The organism is Cobetia sp. PDI-23MA (assembly GCF_059507735.1).
Genome location: NZ_CM183352.1, coordinates 1,623,503 through 1,636,340, shown reverse-complemented (window position 1 = coordinate 1,636,340; position 12,838 = coordinate 1,623,503). Strand labels below are relative to the sequence as shown.

At 59.2% G+C, this 12,838-nt stretch carries 9 protein-coding genes; 4 read left to right on the top strand and 5 right to left on the bottom strand.

Features of this window, described 5'->3' with window-relative positions:
* The first annotated feature begins 28 nt into the window (after positions 1-28).
* Positions 29-613, top strand: a complete 585-nt coding sequence (locus AC5WNJ_RS07035; protein WP_495930821.1) for an NAD(P)H-dependent oxidoreductase — start codon at positions 29-31, stop codon at positions 611-613.
* Positions 614-759: 146 nt separating this feature from the next.
* On the opposite strand, the gene AC5WNJ_RS07030 is transcribed toward AC5WNJ_RS07035, so the two are convergent.
* From AC5WNJ_RS07030 to AC5WNJ_RS07020, 3 genes are all read right to left on the bottom strand, one after another.
* Positions 760-1,536 carry a response regulator transcription factor gene (locus AC5WNJ_RS07030; protein ID WP_495930820.1) on the bottom strand — a complete coding sequence of 259 codons (777 nt, stop codon included), beginning with the start codon at positions 1,534-1,536 and terminating at the stop codon, positions 760-762.
* Between the two features lie 248 nt (positions 1,537-1,784).
* Positions 1,785-3,275, bottom strand: coding sequence for an aldehyde dehydrogenase (locus AC5WNJ_RS07025; protein ID WP_495930819.1), 1,491 nt, complete (start codon positions 3,273-3,275; stop codon positions 1,785-1,787).
* Between the two features lie 65 nt (positions 3,276-3,340).
* Complete coding sequence (locus AC5WNJ_RS07020; RefSeq protein ID WP_495930818.1) at positions 3,341-4,597, bottom strand: Zn-dependent hydrolase; 1,257 nt, start codon at positions 4,595-4,597, stop codon at positions 3,341-3,343.
* A gap of 283 nt (positions 4,598-4,880) precedes the next feature.
* Here AC5WNJ_RS07020 and AC5WNJ_RS07015 point away from each other — a divergent pair, with 283 nt between their 5' ends.
* The 3 genes from AC5WNJ_RS07015 (at position 4,881) to aguA (ending at position 8,966) form a co-directional block, all read left to right on the top strand.
* Positions 4,881-6,329, top strand: coding sequence for an aminotransferase (locus AC5WNJ_RS07015; RefSeq protein WP_495930817.1), 1,449 nt, complete (start codon positions 4,881-4,883; stop codon positions 6,327-6,329).
* 233 nt (positions 6,330-6,562) lie between these two features.
* Positions 6,563-7,822 carry a Na+/H+ antiporter NhaC family protein gene (locus AC5WNJ_RS07010; protein WP_495930816.1) on the top strand — a complete coding sequence of 420 codons (1,260 nt, stop codon included), beginning with the start codon at positions 6,563-6,565 and terminating at the stop codon, positions 7,820-7,822.
* 22 nt (positions 7,823-7,844) lie between these two features.
* On the top strand, positions 7,845-8,966 hold the full coding sequence (gene aguA, locus AC5WNJ_RS07005) for an agmatine deiminase (RefSeq protein ID WP_495930815.1): 1,122 nt from the start codon (positions 7,845-7,847) through the stop codon (positions 8,964-8,966).
* 139 nt (positions 8,967-9,105) lie between these two features.
* On the opposite strand, the gene AC5WNJ_RS07000 is transcribed toward aguA, so the two are convergent.
* Positions 9,106-11,241 carry a TonB-dependent receptor domain-containing protein gene (locus AC5WNJ_RS07000; RefSeq protein WP_495930814.1) on the bottom strand — a complete coding sequence of 712 codons (2,136 nt, stop codon included), beginning with the start codon at positions 11,239-11,241 and terminating at the stop codon, positions 9,106-9,108.
* Positions 11,238-12,764 (bottom strand): PepSY-associated TM helix domain-containing protein, encoded by a 1,527-nt coding sequence (locus tag AC5WNJ_RS06995; protein ID WP_495930813.1) that lies wholly within the window; start codon positions 12,762-12,764, stop codon positions 11,238-11,240. The genes AC5WNJ_RS07000 and AC5WNJ_RS06995 overlap by 4 nt, the downstream gene beginning before the upstream one ends.
* Between the last annotated feature and the right edge of the window lie 74 nt (positions 12,765-12,838).

The following is a 12,838-nucleotide window of genomic DNA, read 5'->3' as shown; positions in this document are numbered from 1 at the left end:
AAAAGCCAACAGTTGTGGAGTACCCGGCATGAAGATTCTACTGATCAACGGCGGCAAGGCCTTCGCCCATTCCAATGGCGAACTGAACGCGACGCTGCATGAACTGGCGCGCGGTGAGCTGGCCGAGCTGGGTCATGAAGTGCGTGAAACCGTCATCGAGGAAGGTTTCGAGGCCAAGGCGGAAATCGAGAAGCAACTATGGGCGGACCTGATCATCTATCAGACCCCAGGTTGGTGGATGGGTCTGCCGTGGACCGTGAAGCAGTATCTCGATGAGATCCTGACAGAAGGCCATGGCGCCTTATATGCCAGCGATGGCCGGCATCGTACCGCCCCGACCCAGGGCTACGGCACGGGTGGCTTGATGCAGGGGCGCCGATACATGCTGTCACTGACCTGGAATGCTCCCATCGAAGCCTTCGATGAAGCGGGCAACTTCTTCGAAGGCAAGGGTATCGACGCTGTCTACTATCCGGTGCACAAGGCAATGGAATTTGTCGGTCTCGAGGGACTGCCGACCTATCTGGCCAATGACGTGATCAAGAATCCGGACATCCCCGCTTATACCCAAGCCTATCGTGAGCACCTTCGCGAGCATGTCGGCCGCGCCTGAAGGCTCGGGGCGTCATACAGTCTGAGCTGATGACGCCTCTCTCAAGCTCTCGAATACACGAAAGGCTGCCCATGGGCAGCCTTTCGTCGTTGAGTAGCCGTCATTCAGCCATCGAGTAGCGATAATCCGACGCTCGAGGACACCTATCAAGGCCCGACCTGGCTCAGTGCCCCGCTCTGGCGAGAGACGAGCGAGACGTGATCCAGAAACAGGCGGAACATCTGGGCCTGGCTCGAGACGGCAAGGCGCTGATAGATATGCTTGCGATGTACCTTGACGGTGCCATCGCTGATATCGAGCTCACGCGCGGCAGATTTGGTGGAGTGTCCGGCCAGCAACAACTTGACGATGTCCTGCTCACGCTGCGTCAGAAGACCATCACCAAAGCTATCGAAGGCGGCCTCTACCGGCTCATGATGCTCCAGGCGATCCACGAAACTGACGCCCTGCCACTTCCAATACTCGCGCGCGAGGGGCTCGATGATCGGTTGCAGGTTCTTGAGCGCCAGCAGTGATTTTCGAGTCAGCGGCAGAGAGGTCTCATGCAATCCCAGCGAAAATACCATCACGATGTCGCCGGGCAGTTGTATGAAGATGCCAATTTCATCCTTGAGCCCCAACGCGCCGTAATAATGCTTGTAGTACTCACTGTCTTCGAAGCAATCAGGCGCCAGCTCACTCAGGCGGTAGACGCCGGGACGACAGCTTTGCTGGGTCGAGGTATAGAAGGGATCCAATATGTAGGCATCGCCAATATAACGCTCTACCCCCTGCTGCCGACGCTCAGGAGGATAATTGTCGTAGATCAGGATGGGTGCGCACCCTTGCTTGTAGGTGCTGACCAGTATCGTGTCAAAAGGCAGAAGGTCGTGGAAGACGTCCTGCAGCAAGCGAGGGAATTCCGCCGAAGATGCCGATGTCATCAGCTTCGCCAGCACGCAATGCCAGCTCGATATTTCTGGAGCACACAACAACTCTTTGTGAATCATGAGCCGACCTTGGTGACGTATCGAGACATCCTAGCATAGCCAACGAAGGTATAACGCTGGCGCATCCGGAGCCATCACGCCCCGAACGCCAATGAAAGCGCCAGGCATGAGCCTGGCGCTTTCATTGCAAGACGCTTGTTCGTGTCAGAACGTCCAGTACGGCTCATTCCCGCCACCACCATTCAGGTAATGGCCAACCAGATGGACTTCGTCTCGGTATATTCACCGAGTGTCTGCAATGACTTGTCGCGGCCATTACCGGACTGCTTCACACCACCAAAGGGCATCGTCATGTCCGGCCCTGCCCAGTTGTTGATATAGACCTGCCCAGACTGCAGTCGGCGCGCGACACGAATCACCCGGTTGACGTCCTGACTCCAGAGCCCTGCTGCCAGCCCATAGTCAGAGTCATTGGCGATCGCAATCGCTTCTTCCTCATCATCAAACCCCATGACGGCGAGAACCGGGCCAAAGATCTCCTCGTTGGCAATCGCCATGTCGGGCGTCACGCCAGTGAAGATGGTCGGTGCAATGAAACAGCCCTCAACCTGGCGATTGTCACCCGTGATGATCGCCTCACGTCTTGCCCCTTGCTGCTCACCGAGCGCGATGTAGCTGGCAATCTTGTCGTATTGCTCCTGATCGACGATGGCGCCCATGAAGCTTTGCGGGTCCAACGGGTCCCCCGGCTGCATGCTCCTGGCAGCTTCACACAGCGCACGAACGAATGGCTCGCGAATACGGTTGTGCACCAACAGGCGAGAACCTGCGATGCAAACCTCTCCTTGATTATGGAAGATGGCGGCAGCGGCCTGACGTGCGACGCCCGGGATGTCAGCACAGTCTTCGAACACGATATTCGGGCTCTTGCCACCACACTCGAGGAAAGTGCGCTTCAGATTCGACTGACCCGCATATTGCGTCAGAAGCTTGCCCACCTGAGTCGAGCCAGTAAAGGCAATGGCATCGACCTGCATCGAAAGCGCCAGGGTCTTGCCGACATCTGCGCCGAATCCCGGCAGTACCTGGAAGACGCCACGGGGAATATCCGTCGTCGCGATCAGTTGCGCCAGGCGCAGCGCCGAGAGCGATGACTTCTCGGAGGGTTTGAGAATGACACTGTTGCCAGTTGCCAGGGCTGGAGCAATCTTCCAGATCGTCATCATCAACGGGAAATTCCAGGGCACGATGGAGACAACCACGCCCAAGGGTTCACGCACGATCAGTCCCAGTGCTTCTTCGCCGGTCGGCGCGACCTGACCATAGAGCTTGTCCAGGGACTCAGCGGTATAGCGTAGACATTCAATGGCAGAGGCCACATCGCCCAGCGCACTGGTGATCGGCTTGCCCATGTCGAGTGTATCGAGCAGTGCGAGCTCCTGCTGGTGCTCGGCGATGAGTTCTGCCAGGTGCAGCAAGGTGCGCTTGCGGGCAGCCGGTGCCAGCCGCGACCAATCGCCCTTGTCGAAGGCAGCTCTGGCACACGCCACGGCACGTTCTGCCTCGGGCGCCTCGCAGCAGGCCACCTGCGCCAGAGTGTCGCCCGTCGCAGGATTGAGAGAGGGAAAGGTCTTGCCACTGGCGGCGTGGGTGAACTCGCCATCGAGATAGGCGCGAGTTTCAAAGGACAGCTGGCTGGCACGTTGCTGCCATTGGGTATGAGTGAGTGGCATGGTATGGCTCCGGGAGATGACTGCGGCGGAAAAGACGTGAGAACGAGATGGCAACGGTGGAGAAATCAGCGACCCGCGCGCGCCAACACGGATTCCAGCAGTACCTGGCAGCCGAGGGCACAGTCTTCAGGTGAAGCATATTCCGCCTCGTTGTGGCTGATGCCATCGAGACACGGCACGAAGATCATTGCCGTCGGCGCCACGCGCGAGACATAGACGGCGTCATGGCCAGCACCGCTCATCATCTCTCGTGAGGGAGCATCCTGATTGGCGACGGCCTGCCTGACGACCTCGATGCATGCTTCATCGAAGTCGACGACTTCTGACTTCCAGATGCGCTCCTGCGTCACACTGACACCATATTCCTCCGACACCTTCTCAAGCATCGACATGAACGTGGCTTCCAGTGACTCAAGCTCGGCTTCTTTCACGTGGCGCAGGTCCACCGTCATGCTGACCTCGCCCGGAATGACGTTGCGCGAGGCGGAGGGAATATTCAGGGTGCCCACCGTGACACGTGCATTCCCCGTCGGGTCTGATTGCACATGCTGGTGGATCTGATCCATCAAACGCGCAGCCGCCATCATCGCATCGCGGCGGTAACGCATCGGCGTCGGCCCTGCATGCGCCGCGACACCAGAAATCGTGACATCAAACCAGCGAATTCCCTGAACGCCGGTGACAACCCCCAGTGACTTGCCTTCCTGTTCCAGCACTGGCCCCTGTTCAATGTGGAGCTCAAAATAACTGTCCAACCTGGGACCCGTCTTGAAATCTGGCGTGCGCAGTCCGGTGCTCGCCAGCGCTTCACCATAGGTAATGCCTTCGCTGTCTTCACGCGCCAGGGTATAAGTCGGCTCAAAGACGCCCGCGTAGGTGCCGGAGGCCACCATCGCCGGGGAGAAGCGGCTACCTTCTTCATTGCCCCATACGATCAATTCCAGCGGCCGGCGCGTGACAATGCCCTGCGCATCCAGCACTCGAAAGACCTCAAGTCCCGCCAGCACACCGAGAATGCCATCAAAACGTCCGCCCTTGGGCTGAGTGTCCAGGTGGCTGCCGGTCGAGACCGGGGCCAACGACGGCTCGCTGCCCTCACGACGAATGAACAGATTTCCGACCTCATCGACGCGCATCTGACAACCAAGTGCCTCGCACCACTGCATCAGCAGGCGGCGTCCCTGGGTATCCTCCTCGCTGAACGCAAGACGGCAGGAGCCGCCCTTGGCCGTGGCCCCGATCTTCGCCATATCCATCAGGCTATCCCAGAGACGTTGCTGATCGATCCTGAGCGCCTGAACCTCTTGTGCAACTGCCCGCATGATTACGTCCTCTTGTTCTTGTGTCCGTATGTCGATGGGCGTGTACCGATCTGTCGATCAGCACCCCGCCGTCACATCGAGTAGACCGTCACCTTAGAAACTCACGCACCAGGAGCGGAATACCCCCATTGGGATATACCGGGCGGCTATCCGATCTGGATACGCTGGCTCCAGTGAACGATTGCAGCGAAAGCGACAGTGAAGAGCGCTTGGCACGCTGCATGACACCAGACCGAGACAATTACTGGCTCTCCGCCATCACCAACAACAAGAGACAACACTGATGACCACCAACACTCTGGATCACACCTCATCGATCAATGCGCCATCCGAACATTCCGCCCATGGCCTGAGCGGCGATGCTCAGGCTGTCTGGGAGAAGGACAGAAATCACTTCATCCACCCCTTCACTGACTTCTCGACCTTCCACGAGCAGGGTTGCGACATCATCAGTGATAGCGACGGTATCTATGTTTCAGATATCGAAGGCAACCGCTTCATCGATGGTATCGCGGGGCTGTGGTGCGTGAACGTGGGGCATGGTCGCAAGGAAATTGGTGACGCGATGGCGGAACAGGCCACGCGCATGACGTACTTCTCGACGTTCAACAATCTGACCAATATCCCGGCAGCAGAGCTGTCCGCCAAGCTTGCCAGCCTGGCACCGGCACACCTCAATCACGTCTTCTATACCTGCGGTGGTTCCACCGCGAATGATGTCGCCATTCGCCTGGTACATTACTACTTCAACCGTATCGGCAAGCCGCAGAAAAAGACCATCATCTCGCGCAGAAATGCCTATCACGGCACGACCTACATGGCAGCGACCCTGACCGGCATCGAGAGCAACAACTGGATGTTCGATACGCTCGATTCACATGTCAGCTATCTCAGTGAAGCCAATTGCTATCGTCGCCCCCAGGGCATGAGCGAGGCGGAATATTGCGATCAGCTGATCAATGAATTCGCGGACAGGATCGATACGCTCGGCGCTGACAATATCGCGGCCTTCATCATGGAACCCATCATGGGCGCAGGCGGTGTTCTCGTCGCTCCCGAGGGTTACCACACTCGCATGCAGGCCCTCTGTCGCCAGCACGATATCTTGTTGATCGTCGATGAAGTCGTGACAGCCTTCGGACGTCTTGGCCACTTCTTCAGCAGTGAAAAGGTCTTCGGTCTCAGTCCGGATATCATCACCTGCGCCAAAGGACTTTCCTCAGGCTATGTGCCGCTTGGCGCAACGCTGATTTCAGATTCCCTCTATGAGGTGCTGAGTACACCCCAGGGGAAAGGGGGTGTATTGAGCACAGGGTTTACCTATTCAGGCCATCCGGTCAGCTGTGCCGCCGCGCTCAAGAACATCGAGATCATGGAAAGAGAAGCGCTGTGCGAAAACATCCAGCGAGTCGGCCCCTATCTTGAGGCGCAGTTGAAAACCCTGAAGCATCACGCTACCGTTGGCGACGTTCGTGGCAGTAACTTCATGATGTGCTTGGAAAATGTGGCAGACAAGGCAACCGGTGAGCTCTTGCCACTGGAAGCGCGTGTCGGGGATAGGGTCGCTGCAGAAGCTCAGAAACGTGGCCTGATCATTCGCCCCGTCGGCCACTTGAACATCATCTCTCCGACGCTCATCTGGAATGAAGCCGTCGTCGATGAAGTGGTCGCCATTCTTGATGCCTCTTTCACCGCCGTGACCGAATCCCTGTCACGTGACGGTTTCCTCTGAGCCGCCGTAGCTCCTCTATAGCGTCGCTCCCCTGCAGAGTCGCTCCCCTGCAGAACTGCCGCTGGCGACCAGGCTTTCTCCCCGCCAGCGGCCATGCCTGAGACATGGCGATATAAAAAATACAATGACAGAACCAAAGGCATCTCATGGAAAATTTTGGATACTTGAGCCTGATACCGACCACGGTCGTGCTCATCATGGCACTCATTACCCGCAGAACAATCGAGTCCCTCATGACAGGCGCCATCGTCGGCCTACTGATGATCAATCCTTACACTGCCATCTCAGACGGCGCAGACACCATGCTGAGCGTGCTGGCCAATGATACGGTTACCTGGATCATTCTCGTATGTGGTCTATTTGGCAGCTTCATCGCCTTGTTGGTAAAGACAGGCGGTGTACTCAGTTTCGGAGCGGCACTTGGCAGCCGCATCCGCAGCAGAAACCAGAGCTTGCTGGCCACCTGGCTGCTGGGTCTGGCGATCTTCGTCGACGATTATCTGAATGCGCTGACCATCAGTGCTTCGATGAAGAAGATTACCGATGGATTCAACATATCGCGCGAAAAGCTCGCCTACATCGTCGATTCCACCGCAGCTCCCGTCTGCGTATTGGTGCCCTTCTCGACCTGGGCGGTCTTCTTTTCGGGCCTGCTGGAAGAAAATGGCATCCCGGGCAATGGCGTGAGCATGTATATCGAAGCCATTCCGTACATGTTCTATGCCTGGGTAGCGGCCGCCATCGTCCCGATGGTCGCCATGGGCTGGATTCCCGATTTCGGCCCGATGAAAGCCGCCGAAATGCGTGCCGCTACCGGGAAGACCATTCCGGATGACACTACGGATACCACTCTGGAAGTCGAAGATAGCGGCAAGACACCGCCACATCTGCTCAACTTCCTGATCCCGATGTTCGCGCTGGTCTTCTTTACCTGGTATTTCGACACTGACATTCTGCGTGGCGTGATCGTGGCATTGCTGGTGTTGTTCGTGATGATCCTTGCGCAGCGCCTTCTCAGCTTCAATGACACCTTCGACACGGCACTGGAAGGCTTCAAGTCAATGCTGCTGCCCCTGGGTACACTGGTCTCAGGCTTCTTCCTGAAGGAAGTCAACGACACCCTGGGCCTGACTACCTTCGTCATTACCCACGTGCAACCGATCATGACGCCGGGTCTGCTGCCGATGGTCATCTTCCTGACCATGGCCTTGCTGGCCTTCGCGACGGCCTCCTTCTGGGGCCTCTTCGCGGTCGCGATGCCGATTGTATTGCCGCTGGCCATGAGCATGGATGCCAACATGCCACTGGTGGTCGGTGCGTTGATCTCGGCCAGTGCCTTCGGCAGTCACGCCTGCTTCTATGGCGACTCCACGGTGCTCTCGGCACAGGGCAGTGGCTGCTCGCCGATGGCACACGCCTTGACCCAACTGCCGTATGTCCTGATCGCGGCCTTCATTTCCGCTCTCATCTTCCTTGCTGCCGGCTACCTGTGAGACGAACATCATGATTTCTCCCATGCCCTCTCCTTCTGATGCCTTCACTCCGGGTTCGCCTGCTGCCAAGGGCTTCTTCATGCCTGCCGAATATGCAGCGCATGACGCCTGCTGGATGCTATGGCCGCAACGGCCGGATACCTGGCGCTATGGTGCCAAGCCCGCCCAACAGGCTTTCGTGGATGTCGCCACAGCCATCGCCGGCAGCGAGACCGTCATCGTCGGCGTCAATGATGAGCAGTACGAAAACGCACGCAATGAACTGCCCGCGCATGTGCGTGTCGTCGAGATATCCAGCAACGACGCCTGGATGCGCGATGTCGGGCCGACCTTCCTGACTCATCCGGATGGCCGTATTGCCATGATCGACTGGGAGTTCAATGCCTGGGGCGGCCTCAATGGAGGGCTCTATTTCCCCTGGGACAAGGACCGTAGAATCCGCACCAAGATCTCGCAGATTCTGGATGTTCCGCGCTTTGATGCCTCGATCATGCTGGAAGGCGGTGCCATTCATGTCGACGGCGAAGGGACGCTGATCACGACCGAAGAGTGCCTGCTCAACGCCAATCGCAACCCTGATCTGAGTCGCGAGCAGATAGAGCAGATCCTCAAGGACCATCTCGGTGTCACCACCATCATCTGGCTTCCCAATGGCTGCCATCTGGATGAGACCGATGGCCACGTGGATAACCTGTGCTGCTTCGTCGGGCCTGCAGAAGTCGCCCTCAATTGGAGCGATGATCCCCAGGACCCACAGCATGCGATTTCCAAGGCGGCGCTTGAGGTTCTCGAGAACTCCGTGGATGCCAGAGGGCGTGCCTTCAAGGTGCATCTACTCCCACAGCCCGGGCCTCTGTATATCCAGGAAGATGAAGCCAATGGTCTGGACCGCCTGGGTAGCTCACACCCGAGACGCCCCGGCGATCGGATGGCAGGTTCCTACGTGAACTTCTACATCGCCAACGAGGCTATCGTCATGCCATTGCTGGACCCGGCGCTGGATGATGTCGCGCGCGAGAAACTGCAAGCCATCTTCCCGACTCGGCAGATTCTTGGCGTCAATGCTCGTGAAATTCTGCTGGGGGGTGGCAACATCCACTGCATTACCCAACAGCAACCCAAGCGCCTGACTGGCGCTCGCTGATTGGCTCTCGCTGACGGGCCGTACACGCAAAAGCCCGCCACCGGCCATTGATTGGCAACCGGTGGCGGGCTTGTCGTTTCAGTACCTGTCACGTCTCACGGCGATGGTCCGTCAGGCACCAAGGCAAGGGTTATGGTTCTCAGAAACTCCAGCTGGCGTGCGTCCAGAAGATACGCCCCGGCTCGGTGACCTGTACATCGCCCTGCAACGGATCGTCGTAGAAACGATTGACGTGGTAGGCGTAGGCCTTGTCGAACAGGTTGGAGATGCCGGCACTCAGCTCGATGGCATCCGTGACGCGGTAGCCACCCTCGAGCCCGACGATACCGAAGCCTGCCGTCGCCTCTTCATTGTCGGAAATGCGCGACTGGCGTGCGGCCGCATCCAGCCGTGCACCAGCCCACCAGCGATCCGCATCATAACGAGTCGCCAGATAGCCATTGAAGGGGGCGACCTGCGACAGCGGCGTGCCATCGCTCAGATTGGTGCCATGTGTCGCGGCAACGCCGGCAGAATGTCGCCAGCCGCTTCGCTGCCAGCTGGCTTCAAGCTCGAGACCGTAGATCTCGGCTTCGACATTGTCGTAGGTAGTCAGTGAGTCACCTTCGCTCAGCTCGATCCAGTCATGCACCCGGTTATAGTAGGTATCGGCCGAATACCGCCAAGCGCCCTGCCTGACCGCCACCCCGAGCTCGAGCTGCTGATGGACCTCGGGATCAAGCTCCGGATTGCCCAACCAAACATTGCTGTCCGATTGGCGATTGTAATAACGCTCGGTGGCGGTAGGAAAACGTACGCTGCGGCTGAGGGCTGCGTAGCCTTTCACCTCCTCACTGAAGCGATGCTCCAGCCGCGCCAGCGCACTGAACTCCCCGTCACGCTGCTTGGCTTCTACATCATCGCCGTACTGGGCACGCCAGGCGGAGATGGCCGAGGCATTGCTGCCCACTACCTCATCGGCATCTCGCGCATCACTGATGGAAACGTCATAACGCGCGCCAGTCACCAGCCGATTGTCGGCATCGAGGGTGGTATCCAGTTCCGCGAACACCCCACCGCGCGTCCGCACGACATCCGGCCAGGTCTGGCTATCCGACAGGCTATCCAGTGACATGCCCATCCTGGAGTGGGTGTTGCTCTCGAGCCGTTCGGCATCGGCCCCCAGCGTCAATATCGCGTCATGGCCCCCAACAGTCAGCGAAATATCGCCTTGGGTGCTGGCGTACCAGGTCTCGGTGGTCGCGCTGGAGAACATGGCCATGTCGCTCATATCCATGCCAAAGCCCATATCCATGCCAGAGCCCATATCCATACTCATCGAGGAGTCATCAAAGTCACGCAGGGTGACGTTATCCATGTCGTGCACGACGCGAGCATGGTTGACCTGTGTCTCGGTGTGCGAGAACGGTCCGACGTTGTCGATGGTCAGCTTGAGATACTGGCGGTCCATATCGCTGCGTGGTGCATCCATCGCCGGATACAGCGCATCATCGATGCGCACCACGGCGACGCCCGCCTCAATGGCGACATCCTCGCTGGCAAAGGCGCCGACTCGGAGACTGCCGTTGTCGCTGCGATAGGCGCCGGGCTGGGTATCACCGTTGCCATCCTCGTAGTTGTTGCGCTCGGAATGCTCGAAGTCCAGCGCAGCCCAGACATCGCCCTGCTTGGCGGTCAGTGACAGAGTCTCGCTGGTGGCATCATCATTGCTGCGCCAGCCAGCGCCCAGCGTGCCATGCACCCCATCATCACTGCGCGTTGGCGTGTGACGCGTCACCTCTATACTGCCCGCGGCAAAGTTGGGGCCACGGCTGACGGTCTGCGCGCCCTTGTAGAGCGTGAGGTCCGACTGGCTACCGGTGGTGGCATAGCCGAGAGTGGAGTCCATGCCGCTCGGGCAGGCCGGATACAGCGAGGCTCCATCCACCTCCTGGATCAGGCGTTCACCGCCCTGAGCACGAAAGATGGGCGAGACACCGTGGCTACCCAGGCGCGAACCACTGACGCCATTGACCTCGCGCAGCTGTTCGCCGAGGTCCATGTTGCCCCTAGCGTGCCCCTCATCTACCGCGTGTACGGGGCTGGCCATGGGCGCCTGCGCCTCGATACTGATCAACGGCAATACGCTGGTGGTGTCAGCATCGGCGTAAACCGGCAGCGTGCCACTACCCGCGATCGCGGCAGCAATGGCCAAGGGCAGACGACCACGCGATGCGCTCACTGGCGATGACAAACGACGCGCACGAATCGGGAAATTGGCGAGAGGCAGTGTCATGCGCTGGCCTCCTGCAGGTCATCCCCTCGCTTGTGCGTGGCGCGAATCCACAGCCAGTCCAGCAGCCCCATCACGATCAGCGAGAGGCCGACCAGCGGGAAGATGACACCGATGATCATCATCAAGCCCCAGACACCGGCGATTCGCTTGCGCTCCTTGGGCAGCGGCGGGATACCGATACCGCCCACCGGACGGCGCTTCCACCACATCACGCCCGCACCGACGCTCATCATCACCATCGCGATACAGGCCAGTAACAGCACCAGCTGGTTGATCAGCCCGTACTGCTGCCCTAGGTGAACATTGATGCCCCACTCCAGCGCTCGACCCAGCGGGCCATAATCGGCGTAATGCATGTCCAGCAGCACATCACCGGAATAGCGATCCACATGCACCACCTGCTGGCGCTCCAGCGCATCCGGATAGATGGAGCCGGTGTAGACGCCCTGCGGCGTGCTCGGCAGATTGATGGCATAGCCCGGCGCCAGGCCTTCTCGAGCGAAGATGCGCTCAGCCTGATCGAGGCCGATATCGGCATGGGCAATCGCGGCGGCGCTCAGCGGCACGGCCGCGGCGCCGGAGGCCTGCTCGGCACCAGTATTGCTACCACCGCCATGCCCGGCATGCTCCCCCTCATCTACGCCTGAGCCTATCGCGGCAGCCGGTAACGAAGATAACGGGATAATAGCCTGTTCCAATGACCAGGTAGTCATTTCCTGATCCACGAGGCGTGTATCAGACATCGGCGTGTTCACACGCACGCCATCGGGATACCCGAAGTTATGCCCGTTGGCCAACTCGTTGACCTTGGCACCCCACACCATCGACCACGGCATACCGGTCACGGCGAGAAACAGGATGAAGCCAGCGGCGAAGATGCCGCACACGGCATGCAGGTCGCGCCACCACAGACGGCGTGCAGGCGTGGTACGCAGCGTGACGACGCCACCTTTCTGGCCCCGGGGCCACCACAGATACAGGCCGCTGAGTACCAGCAGAATGCTCCAGCCGGCGGCGATCTCGATCGCGGCATTGCCGATGGGGCCGGTGATGGCGAGGCTGTGCAGATTGCGCACCGTCCACATGATGCTGTCACGGTAGGCCATCTGCCCCTGCACTTCACCGCTGTAGGGATTGACGTAGACCGCCTGCTTGCCACTGCCATCGGCTGCCACGATATCGACTTCCGTGGTCAAGTCACTGGCCGCAGGCGGCACGACACGCACGGCCTTGCCGGGCAGACTTTGCGCGGCGGCACGCACCTGCTCGCTCAGCGGGACACTCGCCTGTGCCTGGCCATTGGCCTGTTGCACCACCGGCGTGTTGACCTTCATCAGGTCGGCATGCACGAAGTGGTCAATCTCTTCACGGAACAGATAAAGACCGCCGGTGACGGCCAGCAAGGTCAGGAAAGGCAGCACCAGCAGGCCGGCATAGAAATGCCAGCGCCACACAGCGCGGTAGATATCGCTGAAACCGCGAGCGGCGCGACCCGCGGACTCGGTATTGGTTGTTGAACTCATCTCGATTACCCATCGACAGGTGCCACGACGCGCGACGGATACTTTGTCCGTCGGTCAACGTGCGGTCACCGAAC

What these genes read in the sequence shown, in the direction of transcription:
- AC5WNJ_RS07035 (WP_495930821.1), top strand. Translation starts at nt 29, where the DNA reads ATGAAGATTCTACTGATCAACGGCGGCAAGGCCTTCGCCCATTCCAAT.
- AC5WNJ_RS07030 (WP_495930820.1), bottom strand. Translation starts at nt 1,536, where the DNA reads ATGACATCGGCATCTTCGGCGGAATTCCCTCGCTTGCTGCAGGACGTC.
- AC5WNJ_RS07025 (WP_495930819.1), bottom strand. Translation starts at nt 3,275, where the DNA reads ATGCCACTCACTCATACCCAATGGCAGCAACGTGCCAGCCAGCTGTCC.
- AC5WNJ_RS07020 (WP_495930818.1), bottom strand. Translation starts at nt 4,597, where the DNA reads ATGCGGGCAGTTGCACAAGAGGTTCAGGCGCTCAGGATCGATCAGCAA.
- AC5WNJ_RS07015 (WP_495930817.1), top strand. Translation starts at nt 4,881, where the DNA reads ATGACCACCAACACTCTGGATCACACCTCATCGATCAATGCGCCATCC.
- AC5WNJ_RS07010 (WP_495930816.1), top strand. Translation starts at nt 6,563, where the DNA reads ATGACAGGCGCCATCGTCGGCCTACTGATGATCAATCCTTACACTGCC.
- aguA (WP_495930815.1), top strand. Translation starts at nt 7,845, where the DNA reads ATGCCCTCTCCTTCTGATGCCTTCACTCCGGGTTCGCCTGCTGCCAAG.
- AC5WNJ_RS07000 (WP_495930814.1), bottom strand. Translation starts at nt 11,241, where the DNA reads ATGACACTGCCTCTCGCCAATTTCCCGATTCGTGCGCGTCGTTTGTCA.
- AC5WNJ_RS06995 (WP_495930813.1), bottom strand. Translation starts at nt 12,764, where the DNA reads ATGAGTTCAACAACCAATACCGAGTCCGCGGGTCGCGCCGCTCGCGGT.